The organism is Psychromonas sp. SP041 (assembly GCF_000470315.2).
Taxonomy (GTDB): Bacteria; Pseudomonadota; Gammaproteobacteria; order Enterobacterales; family Psychromonadaceae; genus Psychromonas.
The window spans coordinates 1-18,757 of the sequence record NZ_CBRF02000012.1 but is presented as its reverse complement, the minus strand read 5'-3'; the positions used below and the strand labels follow the sequence as shown (position 1 = coordinate 18,757).

General features: G+C 35.7%; 21 protein-coding genes, 1 tRNA gene and 1 rRNA gene. 12 read left to right on the top strand and 11 right to left on the bottom strand.

The features are described 5' to 3' along the window. Window positions 1–11: 11 nt before the first annotated feature. The 8 genes from flgG to SP041_RS08315 form a co-directional block, all read right to left on the bottom strand. The gene (gene flgG, locus SP041_RS08350; protein ID WP_025562510.1) at window positions 12–800 is read right to left on the bottom strand and encodes a flagellar basal-body rod protein FlgG; all 789 of its coding nucleotides are present in this window, start codon (window positions 798–800) and stop codon (window positions 12–14) included. A gap of 38 nt (window positions 801–838) precedes the next feature. Beyond that, window positions 839–1,585: a flagellar basal body rod protein FlgF gene (locus SP041_RS08345; protein ID WP_025562509.1), complete on the bottom strand. Its 747-nt coding sequence runs from the start codon at window positions 1,583–1,585 to the stop codon at window positions 839–841. A 228-nt stretch (window positions 1,586–1,813) separates the two neighbouring features. Then, the gene (flgE, locus tag SP041_RS08340; RefSeq protein WP_025562508.1) at window positions 1,814–3,184 is read right to left on the bottom strand and encodes a flagellar hook protein FlgE; all 1,371 of its coding nucleotides are present in this window, start codon (window positions 3,182–3,184) and stop codon (window positions 1,814–1,816) included. A gap of 15 nt (window positions 3,185–3,199) precedes the next feature. Continuing rightward, window positions 3,200–3,895: a flagellar hook assembly protein FlgD gene (locus tag SP041_RS08335; RefSeq protein ID WP_025562507.1), complete on the bottom strand. Its 696-nt coding sequence runs from the start codon at window positions 3,893–3,895 to the stop codon at window positions 3,200–3,202. A gap of 10 nt (window positions 3,896–3,905) precedes the next feature. Beyond that, entirely contained in the window at window positions 3,906–4,325 is a 420-nt protein-coding gene (gene flgC / locus SP041_RS08330) for a flagellar basal body rod protein FlgC (RefSeq protein WP_025562506.1), read from the bottom strand. 21 nt (window positions 4,326–4,346) lie between these two features. Further along, the gene (flgB, locus tag SP041_RS08325) at window positions 4,347–4,748 is read right to left on the bottom strand and encodes a flagellar basal body rod protein FlgB (protein WP_025562504.1); all 402 of its coding nucleotides are present in this window, start codon (window positions 4,746–4,748) and stop codon (window positions 4,347–4,349) included. Between the two features lie 287 nt (window positions 4,749–5,035). Continuing rightward, window positions 5,036–5,869 (bottom strand): protein-glutamate O-methyltransferase, encoded by an 834-nt coding sequence (locus SP041_RS08320; protein ID WP_025562503.1) that lies wholly within the window; start codon window positions 5,867–5,869, stop codon window positions 5,036–5,038. A 123-nt stretch (window positions 5,870–5,992) separates the two neighbouring features. Next, window positions 5,993–6,907: a chemotaxis protein gene (locus tag SP041_RS08315; protein ID WP_025562502.1), complete on the bottom strand. Its 915-nt coding sequence runs from the start codon at window positions 6,905–6,907 to the stop codon at window positions 5,993–5,995. A gap of 98 nt (window positions 6,908–7,005) precedes the next feature. Between SP041_RS08315 and flgA the strand changes: the two genes are divergently transcribed. From flgA to SP041_RS08300, 3 genes are all read left to right on the top strand, one after another. Then, entirely contained in the window at window positions 7,006–7,695 is a 690-nt protein-coding gene (flgA, locus tag SP041_RS08310; RefSeq protein ID WP_025562501.1) for a flagellar basal body P-ring formation chaperone FlgA, read from the top strand. A gap of 74 nt (window positions 7,696–7,769) precedes the next feature. After that, window positions 7,770–8,090, top strand: coding sequence for a flagellar biosynthesis anti-sigma factor FlgM (gene flgM / locus SP041_RS08305; RefSeq protein WP_025562499.1), 321 nt, complete (start codon window positions 7,770–7,772; stop codon window positions 8,088–8,090). Between the two features lie 24 nt (window positions 8,091–8,114). After that, window positions 8,115–8,534, top strand: coding sequence for a flagellar protein FlgN (locus tag SP041_RS08300; RefSeq protein ID WP_025562498.1), 420 nt, complete (start codon window positions 8,115–8,117; stop codon window positions 8,532–8,534). A 140-nt stretch (window positions 8,535–8,674) separates the two neighbouring features. On the opposite strand, the gene SP041_RS08295 is transcribed toward SP041_RS08300, so the two are convergent. Together SP041_RS08295 and SP041_RS08290 are read right to left on the bottom strand one after the other, a co-directional pair. Next, a complete protein-coding gene (locus tag SP041_RS08295) occupies window positions 8,675–9,148 on the bottom strand; it encodes an LPP20 family lipoprotein (RefSeq protein WP_025562497.1) in 474 nt (157 codons plus the stop codon). A gap of 230 nt (window positions 9,149–9,378) precedes the next feature. Further along, window positions 9,379–10,137, bottom strand: a complete 759-nt coding sequence (locus SP041_RS08290; protein ID WP_025562496.1) for a FlgO family outer membrane protein — start codon at window positions 10,135–10,137, stop codon at window positions 9,379–9,381. A 209-nt stretch (window positions 10,138–10,346) separates the two neighbouring features. Here SP041_RS08290 and SP041_RS08285 point away from each other — a divergent pair, with 209 nt between their 5' ends. From SP041_RS08285 to SP041_RS08245, 9 genes are all read left to right on the top strand, one after another. Beyond that, window positions 10,347–11,504 carry a flagellar assembly protein T N-terminal domain-containing protein gene (locus tag SP041_RS08285; protein WP_025562495.1) on the top strand — a complete coding sequence of 386 codons (1,158 nt, stop codon included), beginning with the start codon at window positions 10,347–10,349 and terminating at the stop codon, window positions 11,502–11,504. Between the two features lie 65 nt (window positions 11,505–11,569). Beyond that, a tRNA-Arg gene (locus SP041_RS08280) sits at window positions 11,570–11,645 on the top strand. A gap of 646 nt (window positions 11,646–12,291) precedes the next feature. Next, entirely contained in the window at window positions 12,292–13,257 is a 966-nt protein-coding gene (locus SP041_RS08275; protein ID WP_025562494.1) for a TRAP transporter substrate-binding protein, read from the top strand. A gap of 42 nt (window positions 13,258–13,299) precedes the next feature. After that, window positions 13,300–13,860, top strand: coding sequence for a TRAP transporter small permease (locus SP041_RS08270; protein ID WP_025562492.1), 561 nt, complete (start codon window positions 13,300–13,302; stop codon window positions 13,858–13,860). Next, complete coding sequence (locus tag SP041_RS08265) at window positions 13,860–15,164, top strand: TRAP transporter large permease subunit (protein ID WP_025562491.1); 1,305 nt, start codon at window positions 13,860–13,862, stop codon at window positions 15,162–15,164. Before SP041_RS08270 ends, SP041_RS08265 begins: the two co-directional genes overlap by 1 nt. A 4-nt stretch (window positions 15,165–15,168) precedes the next feature. Beyond that, window positions 15,169–15,717 carry a winged helix DNA-binding protein gene (locus SP041_RS08260; protein ID WP_025562489.1) on the top strand — a complete coding sequence of 183 codons (549 nt, stop codon included), beginning with the start codon at window positions 15,169–15,171 and terminating at the stop codon, window positions 15,715–15,717. A gap of 18 nt (window positions 15,718–15,735) precedes the next feature. Further along, the gene (locus SP041_RS08255) at window positions 15,736–16,491 is read left to right on the top strand and encodes a 5-oxoprolinase subunit PxpA (RefSeq protein ID WP_025562488.1); all 756 of its coding nucleotides are present in this window, start codon (window positions 15,736–15,738) and stop codon (window positions 16,489–16,491) included. Further along, window positions 16,482–17,165 carry a 5-oxoprolinase subunit PxpB gene (gene pxpB / locus SP041_RS08250; protein ID WP_025562487.1) on the top strand — a complete coding sequence of 228 codons (684 nt, stop codon included), beginning with the start codon at window positions 16,482–16,484 and terminating at the stop codon, window positions 17,163–17,165. The genes SP041_RS08255 and pxpB overlap by 10 nt, the downstream gene beginning before the upstream one ends. 16 nt (window positions 17,166–17,181) lie before the next feature. Continuing rightward, window positions 17,182–18,105, top strand: coding sequence for a biotin-dependent carboxyltransferase family protein (locus SP041_RS08245; protein WP_025562486.1), 924 nt, complete (start codon window positions 17,182–17,184; stop codon window positions 18,103–18,105). Between the two features lie 532 nt (window positions 18,106–18,637). Here the strand turns inward: SP041_RS08245 and rrf are convergent. Continuing rightward, window positions 18,638–18,753, bottom strand: a 5S ribosomal RNA gene (gene rrf / locus SP041_RS08240). Window positions 18,754–18,757: the final 4 nt, after the last annotated feature.

The window sequence follows — 18,757 nt, the reverse complement described above, 5'->3', positions numbered from 1 at the left end:
TAATCACCTATTTATAATTGTTGGCTAATGTAAGATAACATTTCATCTACAGCCGAAATCACTTTTGAGTTCATTTCATAAACTCGCTGGCTTTCAATCAAATTAACTAACTCTTCAGTTACGTTTACGTTTGATGTTTCAAGCATACCTTGGCGTATAAAACCTAAACCATCTCCACCAGGAACACCTTCGATTGGAGCACCTGAAGCACCGGTTTCAGAATATAAGTTCTCACCTAATGGTTGTAGACCAGATGCATTAATAAAGGCACTGACATTTATTTGTCCTACTACTTGATTCTCAGCTTGACCTGCAACATTGACCGACACTTCCCCCTCTGAACCAATACTGATTGATTGTGCATTATCTGGGATTTGTATTTGAGGTACCAAGGGATAGCCTGAACCAGGTGTTACAAGAGTACCTTCTTCATTAAGCATAAACTCTCCATTTCGAGTAAATGCAGAACTTCCATCAGGCATTTCTATTTCAAAGAAACCACGACCATCGATCATTAAATCTAATGAATTATTAGTAGTTAATGCATTACCTTGTTCAAAATTTTTCTGAACAGCGACCACTTTTGCACCGGAACCAATCATTAAACCTGAAGGTAGCTTGGTATCTTGCGTTGCATTGGCACCTGGTTGATTAACATTTTGATATAATAAATCTTCAAAAATAGCTCGGCTCTTTTTAAAACCAACAGTACTAGCATTGGCTAAATTATTTGAAATTGTTGCAACGTTAGTTTGCTGTGCATCTAACCCTGTTTTGCTGATCCATAAAGCGGAATGCATAACCTTCTCCTTAATTTTGACTCATCTAACTAAATAACTTAAACAACTTTTAATAGAGACTCTGAACTTTCATCTATCTCTTCCGCTTTTTTCATCATTTTTATTTGCATTTCAAAGCTGCGTTGTAAGTTAATTAGACTGGTTAATTCACTGCTTAAGTTAACATTTGAGGCTTCCAAAGCACCGTTAGTTACAACGACCTGATTAGAGAACGCTGTCTGTTGCCCATCGATGCGACGAAATAGTCCATCTGAACTACGCATTAAATCTTGAATGTTAGGATTAACTAATTTTAATTGAGCGATATCTTCAAATCCATCAGGTGGAGCACCTTCAGGACGAACTTCAATCACACCATCTTTACGAATATTAAATTTTTCAATCGGCCCAGGAATAAATATATTATTGCCAGTGTTATCCAAAACTTCATTGCCGCTCGCATCAATTAAAAAGCCATCTGCTGTTATATTAAAATCGCCACTACGAGTTAAACCTTCATCACCAGTATCAGATTTAACAACAAACCAACCTTGCCCTTCAATCGCAACATCAAGTTCACGTCCTGTAGTATGTACAATACCGCTGTCAAAATTTTGTCCTGGTGACTCTGCTAATGCAAAAACACGAGTAGGTAACCCCTCACCATGTACTTGCATACTACGAGCTTGCTCAAAGCTAGCTTTAAAACCTGTTTTACTGGCATTTGCCAAGTTATTACTGTGAATAGCTAACGCATTCATGGTCTCTTTAGCGCCAGACATTGATACATAAAGAAAATTATCCATTTTAATTCCTTAACTATTAACTGTTGGTTAATAACAGTGGCAAATATTATTTGTCGTTTATTCTATAAACAGATAAATGCAATGCTTGTGCCAACAAACAAAGGCAAGGAGTTCTTCATTGAAATAGGTGGAAAGATAATTGAAATAAAGAGGTTATAAAGTAAAAAGCAGAAATAAAAAATGCACCTAAAAAGGTGCATTTAAAAATGAAATATAAAAGTTAATGAATTAACGAATTTGTAAAATCGTTTCTTGTAATGAAGAGCTAATTTCTAATGAACGAGAGTTCGCTTGGAAATTACGTTGTGCAGTAATCAAATCAACTAATTCAGTGGTTAAATCAACATTAGATTGCTCTAATGCTCCTGAACTAATACTACCAAATGAACCCGCTCCAGCTTCACCAGCAAGCGGCTCACCTGAGTTTTGTGATTCATTCCAATTTGAACCATTTTGTGCCAAACCTTGCTCATTTCTAAAACGAACCATTGCCACTCGAGCGAGAGGATCTGACGTACCATTACTGTAAGTCGCTTCAATCAATCCGTCACTACCAATTTCAATCCCTGTTAAACGCCCGACAGTTAACCCATCTTGATCTAATGCAGTCACCTCAAATGCAGCAGAGAATTGAGTAGGATCCTGATAATTAATAGTAATGGCTTGCGTTCCATCAGCACCAGCTGAAAGCACATTAGCGCCACCAACACCTAATGCTTCAAAAGCAAGCTGTGCTGGATTACTACCTTCATAGGCACCATTTTCATCAAAATTAAGAACAATGCCATAATGCTCTTCCCCGTCTGCTGTATAACTTGCAGAAACACCCGTCGCATCATCAAAAGAACCATCTTCATTTGTATCGACTAAATAGTTGACAGGCGTCGTACTTTCAACCGGTTTACCGTCAACAGTAACAAAAGAAACCCATTGGTTGGTTCCTTCAGCAGATGTATTTTCAGGTTTCACATAATAGGTATTTAAAATATGCGCTTCGCCTAATGAATCATAAATAGTTACTGACGTGGCATTATTATAAGTATCTGGATTATCAGGATCAAAATCAGCAAGTACTTTTGATTCATCTCCAGCAGGTAGATTAAGGCTAATATTAACTAATTCAGTCTTCACTGGTGTTCCAGCCGTTTCTGGAAGTTTAATTGGTTCAGTCGTTGCTAAGCTTAACGATGAAGAGCTACCATCTAGATTCACTGGAAATGCTTGTAAATAATTACCGCTATTATCAACAATATAGTTATCTGCATTTAACTTAAAAGTACCAGATCGGGTATAACTTAAGTTATTGTCATCAACACCTGGTGAGGTGGCAAAAAATCCACTACCTGTGATAGCTAAATCCAGAGGGTTATCAGTGAACTTTAAGCTACCTTGATGGAACTGTTGAGCAACCGCTGAAACCGATGCACCATCGCCAACTTTCGTTTTACTATTAGAAAACAAAGAGTTCGCATAAACGCTATCAAACTCCGCTCGAGACTCTTTAAAACCAACCGTCGCTACATTTGCAATGTTATTTGACGTTGTATCTAGATCTGTCTGTGCAGCTGAAATTCCGCTTAGTGCAATATTAAATGACATAGTTATTCCCTCTAATTATATATTTTCTGCAACTTCAATTGCATCAGAAAGTTCAATTCCGCCTAAACCTTTGAGGTTTAAATAGACGCTAGCTGAACCGCCACCAAGACTGACACTTTCAACATGTGCATAACTTGCTGTTGTCAATTCTTCGCCATTACCATTTACTGAACCATAAGCATTAAAAGTATACTTGCCTTCTGGAGCAGGCTGACCTTGTGAATCTAAACCATCCCAATCAAAACGTTGATTACCAGCACCAACATCACCAATATCAATCGTTCGAATGACACTACCCGTACTATCTTCAACTGAAACTAAAGTACTGTAGGCACCTGTTGTGGTTGTTAATGAACCAGAAGCTGTTCCACCTTCCGATAAATAAGTTTCATTACTTGGAATCAATACTTTTTTGCCCACTAAAGATGATGCTTCTAAAGCTTGACTCGAATTCAATACTTCTTTAATACCTGCAAATTCAGTTCCTAACGTTGCAATACCTTCCGCAGTAGTAAACGAAGACATTTGAGATATCATTTCTGCATTTTCTACTGGTGAAAATGGGTCTTGGTAAGCAAGCTGTTGAGATAGCAAAGAGAAAAAATCCTCTTGGTCTAGTTGTTGATCTGAATCTATTTCAGCATTAGCTGTAGCTTGAGCCTCAGTTAACGGTGCAGTTAAGCTTATTCCTGACGAAGTTATAGTCGGCATCTAATTATCCTTATCCTTTACCAAGCTGTAAGGTGCTGCTTAACATTTGTTTCGCCGCATCAGCAATTTGTACGTTTGTTTGATATGAGCGGGAAGCACTGATCATATTCGCCATTTCTTCCATTACATTCACATTAGAATGGTAAATAAAGCCATTTTCATCAGCTTTAGGGTGATTAGGTGAGTATTCTTGGTTTAATTCTGCAGTACTTTCAACAATACCTTGTACTTTTACACCAACACTACTATCTAACCCACCCATCGCACGGTTTAGCTCTGCAGCAAATACAGGGTGTCGAGCTTTATAGGTTTCATCAATATTGCTACTAACACTGTTTGCATTAGCCAAATTACTGGCAGTCGTATTTAAACGCACAGATTGCGCACTCATACCACTTCCTGCTACATCTAATACTTTCAATAAACTCATAATAATTCTCCTGACACGCTATTATTGGCCTTTTATCGCTTTGCGAAGCCCTGATATACTGCCGTTTAAAAAATCTAAAGTAGCTTGGTACTCTAAGCTATTTTTCATAAATAAATTACGTTCAACTTCCAAATCGACAGAGTTACCATCACCAGTATCTGGTTGATTCGAAGTACGATATAACAAACCACTTTGTGCCATTGAACTTGAGAAACCTGCATTATGGGAACTATTAGTACGACTTAGAGACATACCCGTACCTGACTTTGCTGCATTCAAGGCATCTTTAAAGTTAATATCTTTAGCCTTGTAATTAGGTGTATCGGCATTTGAGATATTAGAGGCTAAAATTTCAGTACGTCGAGCTCTTACTCCCAATGAATACTGGTAAATGCCTAATGCTTTATCAAAGTTAATTGCCATAAGTTTCTCCTTTGTTTATGTAAATGCAAACGATGTGCCAAAAGAAAAGCAGTAAGTAAGGATTACAATAAAAAATGGCAATATGGGCTTTTAAAAAGGTTATTTTTCAATATTAGAATTCAAAAAGGATAAAAAAATAGCAGCGGAGCCTAGGAAGATAAAGATATTAGTCGAAATGGAGGAGAAGAATAGATTTTAATCTATTCAATATTAAATGGAAGAAATAAAGAGGCAATAATTGCCTCTTTATTTCTTCTCAATCAAAAAGACTTATTAAATCTAAGTCTTTATTTAGCTTTTAATCTATAAATAATACCTGGATTACAGCGTACCATCTCAAATTTATCGGTTAATCCGTTTAATGACTCTGAAGCACCAAGTATAAGGTAACCGTCAGGATTCAAAGCACTAGCAAATTGATTTAGTATTCGAGACTTAACATCATTTGAAAAATAAATGAGTACATTACGACAAAAAATCAAATCAAACTTACCAAGCACTGCATAACTCTCTAATAAATTCAAACGCTTAAAAGAAGTCAATTTTTTGACCTCTGGCTTAATCTGCATTTTATTTATAAAACCATCAACCGAGATAAAAAACTGACGCTTTCGATCTACCGATAGACCTCGAGATAAAGCCAATGAATCATACTGCCCTAGATTACATTGATTGAGCATTGAATCCGATATATCTGTCCCAATGATTTTTATATTTAAATTATTCATTGGTTTTATTCTGTCATATTCAATTGCAGACATAGCAATTGAATAGGCTTCTTGCCCTGATGAGCTAGCCGCTGACCACACCTTTAAATTTCTTTTCGTTTTAAGAAATTCAGGAAATAACTTAGTGGTTAACAATTCAAAAGGATAAACATCACGAAACCATAACGTTTCATTAGTCGTCATTGCATCGACAACAGAATTGCGTAACTGATGATTGTGACCAGTAATTACCTTTTCAACTAAATCCGATAAACTCGGGAAATTAAATTGAGCCACTAATGGCGTTAAACGACTTTTTACAAGGTATTGTTTATTTTCACCTAATACGATGCCGCACTGCTTCTCTAAAAAATGAGCAAATTGCTTATAAAGATCATCAGAAAAAATTCTCACTAAATATTACCCATATTTCATTGTTACTCTTTAAATAGACAAACTTCACTTTATCAAAAAAAACAAGATAAAATGGAAAATTGGTGACAATGTCACCCGTTATAATTGGTTACATATCAACCTTTATTCGACATCTAAATTAATCACTTTCTGGACTGCAATGGCTAGTTCATCTGGATTGAATTTTGCAATAAAATCATTTGCACCTACTTTTTCAACCATAGCTTGATTAAAAATACCACTCAAAGAAGTATGTAAAATAATATACAAATCTTTCATATCAGGGTGCGATTTTATTTCTGATGTTAACGTATACCCATCCATTTCAGGCATCTCTACATCTGAAATCATTAATGCATACTTTTCAAATACTGGCTGAGTTTTAGCGACTTCATTTAATGCTTGAAGCGCCTCTTTACCGTTTTTAACCAAATCACATTCGAGACCAAGAGCGGTGAGTGTACGTTGAATTTGCTTACGAGCAACAGAAGAATCATCTGCAACTAAAATACGTTTATTTTTTATATTTTTGATAGTGACTTCTGTTGTTACTTCTGTGTTAACAGGTGCAATTTCATCAAGTACTTTTTCAACATCTAACACTTCCACTAAACGATTATCAACTTCAGTCACTGCCGTTAAATAACTGTATCGACTACTGCCTGTTGGAGGCGGTAAAATATCCTCCCAGTTAATATTAATAATACGTTCAACCGACCCCACTAAAAAGCCTTGAACAGATCGATTATATTCAGTGACAATAATAAAACGATTTTCAATATCGTCTATTGCTCGCCCTCCTGTTGCTAAATTTAAATCAATAATTGAAATGGCTTGTCCACGAACATAAGCAACACCACGAATTGCACCATTTAATTTAGGTAAGACAGTGAGAGGAGGACACTGTAAAACCTCTCTTACTTTAAATACGTTAATACCGTAACGCTGGATTCCTCCTAACTTGAAAAGCAATAGTTCAAGCCTGTTTTGCCCTACCAACTGAGTTCGTTGATTAACTGAGTCTAAAACTCCTGCCATATTCCATTCCTTTTTGTTATGGTTATTTTTGAAAAAATAGTTTTATAATTTTTATTGCATTAATTTGCATAAAAATTAATTTAAATAAGGTTACTAAATTGTTTCGATTTATTTTAATGGTACTAAGTTTGACCTCTTCTTACAGTCTAGCAGATAATAACTACTCTAAAGAGATAGAAAAATTTGCTGAAGCACTCGTTTTTGACAAATATCAAGAAACATTTGAAATAACAGGAGAGCAAAAACTGTATATAAAGGCAATATCTATCACGGATCGTCTGACATTCTCTAAATGCCTAGTTCCTCTACAAGGACATATCGTAGGCGATAAAATAAAAAGTAAAACAGCAGTTAAAGTATCTTGTAACGATGTAACCCCCTGGGATTTATACATTCGAGTAAAAGCGCAAACGTTAATCCCTTTAATTGTTAGTAGCCGGCCCATTAGTAAAGGTGAAGTACTAAGCAATAAAAATATAGAACTTATTTATAAGGATAAATCACGTGTTAGGGGTAGCACCTTTACCAATGCTCAAGCCTTGAGAGGAGTTCGTTTAAAAAGAAATGTATCTTCTAAGAAAAGCATTCATCATAGAGATATCTGTTATGTGTGCGAAGGAGATAAAGTGACTATTACCGCTAACAAGTCGGGGTTAATAATAAAAGCCTCGGGGATTGCATTAAGCGATGGTAATATAGGTAGCACTGTAAGAGTTGAAAACTCACGAACACAACGTATTGTCGTTGGTACCGTTTACGCTCTAAAAGAAGTACAAGTAACTTTTTAAAAATACTTTTTTTAACTAAAGTTATTAATATTTCTGCCGATACATTAATTATGTAGACTAATTGGAATTCGACTATGAGTATAAATATCAACCGTCAAGCACCTCAAAGTAACCTTAATATAGAGCAAAATAAAGCTCAAAAGCAAGGTAATGCGAATGCACCAGACAATACAAATAAAGTAAATTCGAATAAAGACTCTGTGCAATTAACATCACAAGCAGTGAGTTTAAATAACATGCAAAAGCAAACGTCTAGTGAATCACAAGTAGACATGAAACGTGTTGAAACGCTCAAAGCGGCAATATTAAATGGCGATTATAAAATTAATTCAGAGCAATTAGCCAAAAATATTGGTAAGTTTGAAACAGACTTTAATAAGGCATATTCAAGTTAATGCCATAACTTAAAAGAATATAAAATGCTGACAGAACAACTTTCACAACTATTAGAATCCATTCAAGTATTACAAAACCTACTTGAAGAAGAGAAATTGTGCTTAAAAGAAAAATCCTTTGAAAATCTCAATACACTTCTTTTTAACAAAAAAAAATTATTACAAAAAATTAATAGTAGTAACCAAGCTATCAGCACAAAAGATAACTTAATCGTTATAGAACAAGATCCAGCCTTATCCAGTTTAAAACAAGAAATTGTAAAGCGATTAACAGAGTGTCAAAAAAATAACGAGATAAATGGACGCTTAGTTGAATTAAGTATGAAAAGTAATAAGCATTTGATGCAATTACTTACCCAAGCCAAAGGGAAAAATAGCATTACCTATGACCAAAAAGGCTTATTAAATAGTGGAAGTTTGTTAGGTAATAATATCGAAGCTTAACCATTATCTATTTATATATTCAAACATAAAAAATGTGAGCCACTTAACTCGTATTTTAGATTTTATTTCATTACCTCGAACAAATTACACTCAGATTAAAATCAAAAAGTTAATAAAGCCTACTTAAATAATAAAATAGTTTAATAATAAACTTGGCTTTGTACTTTTATAACGTCATCAGAATCTGCAAATGCTGCGTCTTTTAAAAATGGTAATGTCGTCATGTTTAATCCCAATTCAGTAATATATAAATCACTCTCATGATAAGTTCGTAATACTTTAGCTCCCCTGACAAGGCCTTTTACTTTTGTTTTGAGTTTACCGCTTTGTAATTGATAATCTTTCACACTACTCTCTGAAGTTAGCATCACACCATAAACCTGCTCTGCTAATTCTTTATAAGCTTCTAGTTTGGAAGCTTTAATTGCATTTAACATTTTAATATCGTCAGTTGAGCCATTTTGAGCAGACATAGTTGCATAACCTACCGAGACAAACTCGTATTCATCAACTTTTTCAACAGGTTCATTATGGGCAACACAACCTGATAGCGTCAACAGAGCACCAAACAATATGTTCAATGATCTATGACCATATTGATTTAATCTAAGCATCGCTAGCTCCTGATAGTTTTAAAGTGGCAAGAATTGCCTATTAATAAATATTTATAGAAATAAAAGAAAGCAATAAACATACCTAAATTTAAAGTCATAAAATAGAATTAAAGAAATATAACGATATTAATACAATGTATAAAGTATTTAATATATGCCTATAAAATAAAAGGTTAATAATAGAAAACAGGTCGATGCCTGTTTAATTAGAATAAGGTTTATATTAATTATTACTCAACTAATCGAACCAGTGATTGATTGCCATCACGTTCACTATTACGTGATATATAACGTTTAGGAGTATAATCATAACGCCCGTCAACAAAGATCTTATGTGGAATAAAAGCACTACTTGTTGATTCAACTACATTATTAATAGCATTGACGATACGCACATTCACAATGACGCCTTCCTCATTACGAGATAAAGTCCCCGTTAATATTCGACTTACATCTACATTTTTTTTAAGGTTTTTCCAATTTCTTGTCATACCAAACTCACCATCATTAGTGACTTTAATATTCCCCATTAATTTATAATCAATTACACGTAACTTTCTAATGTGCAACTCATGAAAAAATTGTTCTGAAATAGTCTGCCCTAACCAACTCGTATTATTATGATCATTTAAATCAACCAAGGACGTTAACGCAATAGATTCACGGCCAAAAGGAACCTCATAATTAAAAAGCAATTGATCTGCCATTTTACTGACAACCTCTGACAATATAAGTGACTTTTTACCATTGAATGTATAAAGGTGACCATATCCACTAGAGTCTGTCTGGACATCTGCTTGGTCGCTACCTTCATTATTAATACCACCATTACTGAAAGAATGAGCGACATAATAATAAAGGTAATTATCATTCGCCCTTGCTTCCTCTATCGTCACAATAGCGGCAGACTCTTGATTCAATGGAGAATCAGGTGATGTACAGCCTTGTAACATCACAACTAATGTAGAGATAACTAATAATTTTTTCATTAAAATCCGCCTTGATAATAAATTTCATCCTAAAATATTATCGGCAATAACATTCAAAACTTTAGACAATTAATCATAAAGAGGTAATAAAATAACTAATTATAAAGTTGGTTTAAATTTTGCTTTATTCTTATCACAACAGCAATTGTAAATAATAATAATATTTTAATTCATCGCCTTTAAAAACGATTAAGCCTATGAGATTTCCAATGAAAAAAATGATATTTGTTGCATTACTTTTATTATCAACTAATACCAATGCACAATGGTTCCAAGCTAGTGCAAACGCGGTCATTATAAATAAAGATATTGAGCAAGCTCGAGAACAAGCGATTAAAAAAGCAGTTAAAGATGCACTTTTATTCTCAGGAGGTGCAATATCTAGTTTGCAACAAGTAAATCAAGGTGTATTAGTTGAAAATAAATTGATACTCAATTCAGGTGGGGAGATTAAAGCCTTAAATATCATAGAAGAAAATCAAAAAGATAATGTGTTAACAGTAAACTTAAAAGTTAATATTATTCCACAATCAGAGCAGTGTTTTGGTGGGCAATTTCCTAAATCACTCGTCATTAGCCGTTTTGCCATGAATGTCCCCCAGCAAGCCGTCGATGGACAAATTTATGACTTACATAAGAAAGTAAGTAACACTTTATTTAACCAGCTATCGCTAAGTCCTAACTTATTCAATATACGTGGTTATATTGATAAACCTTTAAAGGTCGGTGAAAAATACAATAATAGAAATCTAACGGATACTTTAAATAGCATATCAATTCAAACAGATAGTCAGTTTTTGGTATTTGGCGAAATTAATGATTTATCAGTTAAGTTTGAAAGCAAAACATCATTGAATTATTGGATTACAAATCCAGATCGTCATTTCTATATAACTATTTATTTATACGATGCACTACAAGGAAAACTTATATTTAGTAAGCAATACCGTCAAAAGATAACTTGGGAATATGGAAAAGAGGAACGGGTAGATTTAAATAGCAAACTCTTTTGGGAATACAGCTATGGCCAAGCTATATTAAACACTTTAGGTCAGGCCAATATAGATATTTCTCAACACATACAGTGTATTGTCCCACGAGCTCGTATCGTAACGGTCGAAAGTAATAATATAAGAATAAATCTTGGTAAGAAAAATGGTTTACAAAAAGATATGCTAGTTGAGCTTTCTTATTCAAGTAACTTTAAAGATCAATTTGGTATACAAAGACAATCTTCAACTATTGCTAAACAAGCAATGCAAATAATAGAAGTATATGAAAATAGTGCAGAATTAACGACTTTAGATGATTACCCTTTAAGTAATATTCAAATCAATGATATTGCGACTATTAAATCAATACAGTAATTATGTATAATATATCCTGTATTAATTATACGACAACTCATTTTATATTATAGATGAGTTGTAATCTCTCTATAGCTCAACAGGATAGAGCACCCGCCTCCTAAGCGGATGATCGGGGTTCGAGTCCCTGTGGAGAGACCATTAAAAATAACAAGTTAAAAACACAAAATACACATAAAAACTGCAGTTAATTGTAAACTTTTCTTTTTCAAGATTTAAAAGTATTTCTATTTATAAAAAGTAAAAGGTAGGGAAAGTCGCCCCAACACCTGCGATATAAGCTATCCCCAATAAAACCAAGGCTTAGCAATTCATCCCCCCTTGTTATCACCGCTAATTAGCCGCCACACAAAAAATCCATAAAACTAACTTTGATAATCAGCGACAAAAACCATCCTCGTAATGGTTAACGTTATTATGAATTTATTAAAAAATAATTGCACAATATTTAACGAATGGTTTGGATAAATAATGTCTAAAATTGCACTCATTTGGTGTCTATCGCCCCAAAGAAGTGTGCTGATCTCACCTTAGGCTGAATAAGCTAAACTTATCCTTCCCTATGTTTAATGTATTAGATGAAAAACCATAAAAAATATAACAATATAAATCAATACCTTGAGTGTATTACTAGTAACAATAATCACCTAACATTTAGGAATGTGCTCTATGTCGCTTCATTTGGTATGTAATGTGCAATGATGTAAATAGGATGTAAATTGAATGTAATTTACATGCAATATGTAATTGGATTGTTATTTTTTTTATAATTGATAAGGGATAATCTATGAAAATGTTCAAATTGGCAGCACTCACGTTTGCAGTAATCAGTTCAACAAGCATCTCCGCAGCAACACGTTGGGATATGGCAACGCCTTATGTGGATGCAACACATCATACTCAAAATAACATTCAATTTGCTGATGATGTTAAAACCGCAACGAATGGAGAATTAGAAATTATCATCCATTCAGGTGCTTCGTTAATTAAGCATAAAGAAATCCCTAAAGCAGTCCGTAGCCAGCAAGTCCCTATCGGCGAAGTTTTTATTGGGATAATGGGTAATGATGCTCCTATTTATAAATTAGATAATATTCCTTTTTTAGCGACTGACTTTGATCAAGCCAAAAAACTATACGCAGTATCTAAAGCAGCGCTTGAAGCTAAATTAGATGAAGATGGTTTGATGTTATTGTATTCAGTGCCTTGGCCACCACAAGGTATTTACAGCCAAAAACCCGTCAATAAAATCGAAGACTTTAAAGGAGCAAAATTACGATCTTATAGCTCCACCCTTTCTCGCTTAGCAATCTTATTGGAAGCCTCTCCAACAACGGTACAGACGGTTGAAATTCCTCAGGCATTCTCAACTGGCATTGTGAATATGATGATCACATCACCAACGACAGGTGTCAGTAGCCAGTCTTGGGATTACGTCAATAATTACACCGATGTTCAGGCATGGATCCCAAAAAATATGGTTATTGTTAATAAACGTGCTTTTAGACGTTTAGATAAGCCATTACAAACAGCGCTTTTAGCTGCTGCAGAAAAAGCTGAAGCGCGTGGTTGGGAAATGACCATACGAGAAACCAAAGAGAAAACGGCTGAATTAGCTGCACACGGAATGACAGTAAGCGAACCGAGTGAAGTATTGATGACTGAACTTAAAAAGATAGGTGAAGATATGACAGCAGAATGGGCAGAAGAAGCCGGAAGTAAAGGTGTCGCTTTGTTAAAAGAATACAAGTAGCACATTTACCTTTACTAATAATCCTTTAAGGAGAGCCTGATAATGAGAACAGTGTTAGATAAACTCTATTTTTTTTCTGGTGCATTATCAGGACTTTGCATTGTCGCCATTTGTGCCGTCATTTTAGCGCGGGTTGTCGGTAGATGGTTTAGTATTGAAATCCCATCTAGTGATGATTTTGCTGGTTTTTTATTAGCAGCAGCCAGCTTTTTAGGATTGGCTTATACCTTCCGTGGTGGTGACCATATCAGAGTTAATTTATTTATCTCTAGGTTACCAATCTCTTTAAACCGTTGGATAGAAAGGTTTATTTTAATACTCGGTTCAATACTGATTATTTACCTCACCTGGCAACTGGTATTCATGGTATTAGAATCACATGAATATAATGACCTCTCATCTGGCTATATTCCTGTGCCCCTTTGGATTGTTCAATTACCGTTAGCGTTAGGTATGGTTACCTTCAGTATTGCGATTATTGACCAAACCTTTTGCCATTTATTTTTAGGTCAAATGCTTCCAAAATCAGAGGAAGAAGCATTAGCTGATAGCGAACAAATCGATATTACTACCACAGACTCATTGAACACGGAGCGTCAATAATGAATGAGATGATGATTGGATTTATTTTACTGTGTGTTTTATTTGCTTTATTAGCCAGTGGCTTTTGGGTTGCCTTTACACTGATAGCCGTCTCGATTGCGGGAATGGTCTTGATTGGCAATGATAACTTCGGTTTATTATTTGGAACTTCAACTTGGGCATCAGTGTCCGACTGGTCTTTAGCGGCTTTACCTTTATTTATTTGGATGGGCGAAATACTGTTCAGATCGAATCTATCAAAAGATTTATTCAAAGGCTTAACACCTTGGTTGACTGGTGTACCCGGCAAGCTATTACACGTTAACATTTTGAGTTGCGGTATTTTTGCAGCGGTATCAGGTTCATCTGCTGCAACAGCTGCAACAATAGGTAAAATGACATTACCTGAACTTAAACGTCAGGGTTACGACGATAAAATGGCCATCGCAACGTTAGCTGGATCTGGCACGTTAGGTTTGCTCATACCGCCTTCTATCATTTTAATTGTTTACGGCGTTGCCGCTGAAGTGTCAATTGGTCGTTTATTTATGGCTGGCGCATTACCCGGCATCATGCTGGTTATTTTATTCATGGGGTATACGGCTTTTTGGTCTTACAGAAACCCTGATAAATCGCCACAAACAGAAAGAAAATATACGTGGACTGAAAAATTTTCATCATTGTTACGTTTGATTCCTATTGGCACGCTGATATTTTTTATCATCGGTTCAATCTATGCAGGATTAACAACCCCAACTGAAGCCGCAGCCTTTGGTGTTGTCGGTTCACTCATTTTAGCGGCGACCAGTCTTTCATTATCGATGAAGACGTTTATTGATAGTTTAATGGGCGCAGTTAAAACCTCATGTATGATTATCTTTATACTGGTAGGTGCCGCTTTCTTAACCATGGCAATGGGCTTTATTGGCATACCGCGCATGCTGGCAGAAAATATAGCATTGCTAGAGTTATCACCTTATATGCTGCTTTTCATACTAACCATTATGTTTATTATACTGGGCTGTTTTTTAGATGGTATTTCTGTTGTGGTATTAACCACCTCGATTGTATTGCCTATGGTGCTTGAAGCGGGAATCGACCCACTTTGGTTCGGTATTTATATTGTACTTGTAGTAGAAATGTCCCAAATAACCCCGCCAGTTGGTTTTAATTTATTCGTGATTCAAAGTCTAACTGGACGAGATATACTTTTTGTCGCCAAAGCAGCCTTACCTTTTTTCTTTTTGTTACTTTCCGCTGTTTTAATCGTTACGATTTTCCCACAAATTGTCACTTGGCTACCACACACAATGTCTAGAGGTTAACAACATGGTCAAAGAAACCAATACTAATACCGAAACCAATAAAGATAAAAATGACTATGTCCCTATTTTGTTATCTTCACATTTAGCTGGCGAAAATGCACAAGCATTAAGTGAATTCGAATATGGTTTAGTCATGGTTAATAATGCATTTCAACGTTGGATGCAGTCATGTAGCACAGCTTGTGAACAACATAATTTGAGTACTTTAGATAACCTCGTTATTCATAATATTTATCATCGTGATCGTGCAAAACGGATCACTGATGTCACTTTTACATTAAATTTAGACGACAGCCATAACGTTTCTTACTCTGTGAGAAAGTTAGTTAAAAGTAATATGTTGCAACATGAAAAACGTGGGAAAGAGACGTATTACAGCGTCACACCTTCTGGTAAAAAATATTGCTTAGAGTATGCAAAAATTCGTGAAAAATGTTTGATTCAAGCACTTGATCATCTGTCTGTGGATAGCTCACTGAGTGAGGTGGCAAAATTATTGCGCACTCTTTCAGGTGTGTATGCGCAAGCTTCTCGTGCAGCAAGTTCACTATAACAAAATAAGGAAAATTCAATGCTAATTAATTGTGATATGGGTGAAAGTTATGGCATTTGGGAAATGGGTCAAGATAAAACGATAATGCCTTTTATTGACATGGCGAACATTGCTTGCGGTATGCACGCATCTGATCCCAGTGTAATGTTAACCACAGTGCGATATGCGAAAGAGCACGGAGTCAGAATAGGCGCTCATCCTGGTTACCCAGATTTACAGGGTTTTGGACGACGCTTTATAGAAATGCCTGCTGAAGAACTAAAAGCTTATGTTATTTATCAATTGGGCGCTTTAAATGGCATCTGTCAAAGTGAAGATGTGGCTATTAGTTATGTGAAACCACATGGTGCGCTTTATAACGCTATGATGAAAAAAGATGACATTTACATTGCGTTACTGGAAGCCATTGCGAGTTATGACATTAAGTTGCCTTTAATGATAATGGCGGTGCCTGATCACCTTCATTACACCACTTTAGCTGAGCGGTATGGCGTTGAATTAATATTCGAAGCCTTTGTTGACCGTACCTATCTTGCAAATGGACGATTAACTCCGAGAAGCCTACCCGGCGCCTGCCATGACGATTTAGAAGTTATCTGTGCGCAAGCGATGAAGCTCATTACAGATCATTCGATAACCAGTATCGACGGTGAAGAAGTTAACATTAAAGCAGATACGTTATGTATTCATGGTGATGGAAAACTTGCCGCTGATATTGCAAAAACCTTAAGATTACGAATCATTGAATACACAGAGTCAATAATATGCAAGTAAAGCTAGTTAATGAGAATAGCCTTATTATCTATTTTGCAGAATCAGTCAGTATAGAAACGGCTGATTTTATTAACTATGCCTACCTGCGATTAAATGAAGATCTGGCTGAAGTCATTGAAAGTATTATCCCTTCTTATGCTTCTATTTTAATAAGTTGTAATTCACGGAAAATAGGATTGCAAGCATTTTTAAGGCTCGTTAATACAGTATTAAATAATTTAGATCCAAACAATATTGCTGACTTTAAGCCTAAGCAAATTGAAATGCCTGTTTATTATGGGGAAGAAGTTGCTTTAGATCATGAAGATATATCGCAACATACCGGATTAGCATTCTCAGAAATAATTAAACTGCATACTAGTGAATGTTACCGTGTTTTCGCCATTGGTTTTGCACCAGGTTTTGCTTTTTTAGGCAATGTACCAACCGAGATAGCAATGCCGCGTAAGAAGAGCCCAAGAACAAAGGTACCAAAAGGCAGTGTTGCTATTGCAGACAGGCAAACCGCTGTTTATCCTAACCAGTCTCCCGGTGGTTGGCAGATTATAGGGCGTACGCCAATTAATTTACTGGATATTACAGAAAATAATCTCAGTAAGTTTTCAATGGGTGACCAAGTTAGATTTAAAGCAATAGATAAACAAACATTTCTAGCCATGGGTGGCGTACTTTAAAGGTGATAAGCAATCAATGACATTACGAATTAAGCAAGCTGGTGCATTAAGTTTAATACAAGACCTAGGACGCTTTGGTTTTCAAGATGTAGGCGTTACATCTGGTGGTCCAATGGATAATCATGCATTTTATTGGACGAATCGATTATTGGATAATCCCCCTAATGCTTCTCAAATTGAAATAACCATGGGCCCTTTTGTTGCTGTGTTTGAACAATCTACCACTTTCTCGCTTTGTGGTGCCGAGGTTGTTGCAAAATTAAATAACCAAATAATTAGTAACTGGTATTCATGGGTAGCAAAATCAGGTGACGTATTAACCCTAAGTTTCCCTAAAACAGGTCTACGTACTTATCTTGCCGTTGCAGGCGGTTTTGATGTACCTAAAATGCTTGGAAGTACTAGTACCGTTGTTAGAGACCACTTTGGCGGGATAACGCAACAAGGCGATAAGTTACGTGATGGCGATGCACTGCCTTATCAACCAAACGTATCTTCATATTGTCGTGGTGTACTAAAACAATTTATCCCTGATTATGCTGGGACCATTAAAATTGGTGTGCTACCAACTTATCAATTTGATCAGTTTGATGAGAAAGCGATAAATACATTTTTTAGTCAGGTTTATACCGTTACGCCCTTAATTGATAGAATGGGTTATCGACTTGAAGGTGCGACGATTAATTTCCCCCAACAACATTTCATTTCTGAAGGCATTGTGCCGGGCTCTATTCAAATCCCAGCGAACGGTCAACCAATCGTATTAATGCGAGATAGGCAAACCATAGGTGGCTACCCGAAAATAGGCTGTGTATGTAACAGAGATCTCAACTTACTTGCACAAGCGACTCCTGGCACAAAGATACAGTTTTTCTTGCAAGATTTATTCGAAGCTGAGGCAGAACTCCAACAAGAACAACATTATTTTTATAGAGTTTAAAATGAAATTGTCACATATGGAACTGAGTCGAATAAATATTACAAAAGATATCTTAACCTAAATTTAGAACGTGACTACTTCAATCCCATTCTATAAATGAAGGGTCTTGTAAAAGTAGATAATACCAAAAAAATTAATAAGGTGATCATTCTTGCTGGTTAAAATCCCCCCTAACTGAGTTTTGAAGTGAGAACAACTATCTTCTACAACTCACGCCTTATTAGTGTTAATTTTTCCTGCGCAATTTCTGATCACTTATTTAATTCCATTGGTATCAGATTGGTCCAATCTCTTTTGCAGAGATATTTTTCTACTCTCGAATCATTTAACCACTAAAACGAAAAAATCCCTGCTGACGTCAGTCAACAGGGATTATCGTATTAGGCGCTTGGCAATGGAAAGGTATCGCAGAGCTCTACCGCTCGTTACACATTGCTGTCGTAATACTCGCCCTACTTTCTACGTAGTTCATAAATCAACAGAATTAAAAAAACCCAGTAAGAAAAGACTTACTGGGTTCGTTTAATTAGGCGCTTGGCAATGACCTACTTTCACATGAGGAGACCTCACACTATCATCGGCGCAGCTGCGTTTCACTTCTGAGTTCGGCATGGGATCAGGTGGTACCACAGCGCTATTATCGCCAAGCATA

Coding starts and splice junctions, on each gene's coding strand:
- flgG (WP_025562510.1), bottom strand. CDS start 800: ATGCATTCCGCTTTATGGATCAGCAAAACAGGGTTAGATGCACAGCAA.
- SP041_RS08345 (WP_025562509.1), bottom strand. CDS start 1,585: ATGGATAATTTTCTTTATGTATCAATGTCTGGCGCTAAAGAGACCATG.
- flgE (WP_025562508.1), bottom strand. CDS start 3,184: ATGTCATTTAATATTGCACTAAGCGGAATTTCAGCTGCACAGACAGAT.
- SP041_RS08335 (WP_025562507.1), bottom strand. CDS start 3,895: ATGCCGACTATAACTTCGTCAGGAATAAGCTTAACTGCACCGTTAACT.
- flgC (WP_025562506.1), bottom strand. CDS start 4,325: ATGAGTTTATTGAAAGTATTAGATGTAGCAGGAAGTGGTATGAGTGCG.
- flgB (WP_025562504.1), bottom strand. CDS start 4,748: ATGGCAATTAACTTTGATAAAGCATTAGGCATTTACCAGTATTCATTG.
- SP041_RS08315 (WP_025562502.1), bottom strand. CDS start 6,907: ATGGCAGGAGTTTTAGACTCAGTTAATCAACGAACTCAGTTGGTAGGG.
- flgM (WP_025562499.1), top strand. CDS start 7,770: ATGAGTATAAATATCAACCGTCAAGCACCTCAAAGTAACCTTAATATA.
- SP041_RS08300 (WP_025562498.1), top strand. CDS start 8,115: ATGCTGACAGAACAACTTTCACAACTATTAGAATCCATTCAAGTATTA.
- SP041_RS08295 (WP_025562497.1), bottom strand. CDS start 9,148: ATGCTTAGATTAAATCAATATGGTCATAGATCATTGAACATATTGTTT.
- SP041_RS08290 (WP_025562496.1), bottom strand. CDS start 10,137: ATGAAAAAATTATTAGTTATCTCTACATTAGTTGTGATGTTACAAGGC.
- SP041_RS08285 (WP_025562495.1), top strand. CDS start 10,347: ATGAAAAAAATGATATTTGTTGCATTACTTTTATTATCAACTAATACC.
- SP041_RS08275 (WP_025562494.1), top strand. CDS start 12,292: ATGAAAATGTTCAAATTGGCAGCACTCACGTTTGCAGTAATCAGTTCA.
- SP041_RS08270 (WP_025562492.1), top strand. CDS start 13,300: ATGAGAACAGTGTTAGATAAACTCTATTTTTTTTCTGGTGCATTATCA.
- SP041_RS08265 (WP_025562491.1), top strand. CDS start 13,860: ATGAATGAGATGATGATTGGATTTATTTTACTGTGTGTTTTATTTGCT.
- SP041_RS08260 (WP_025562489.1), top strand. CDS start 15,169: ATGGTCAAAGAAACCAATACTAATACCGAAACCAATAAAGATAAAAAT.
- SP041_RS08255 (WP_025562488.1), top strand. CDS start 15,736: ATGCTAATTAATTGTGATATGGGTGAAAGTTATGGCATTTGGGAAATG.
- pxpB (WP_025562487.1), top strand. CDS start 16,482: ATGCAAGTAAAGCTAGTTAATGAGAATAGCCTTATTATCTATTTTGCA.
- SP041_RS08245 (WP_025562486.1), top strand. CDS start 17,182: ATGACATTACGAATTAAGCAAGCTGGTGCATTAAGTTTAATACAAGAC.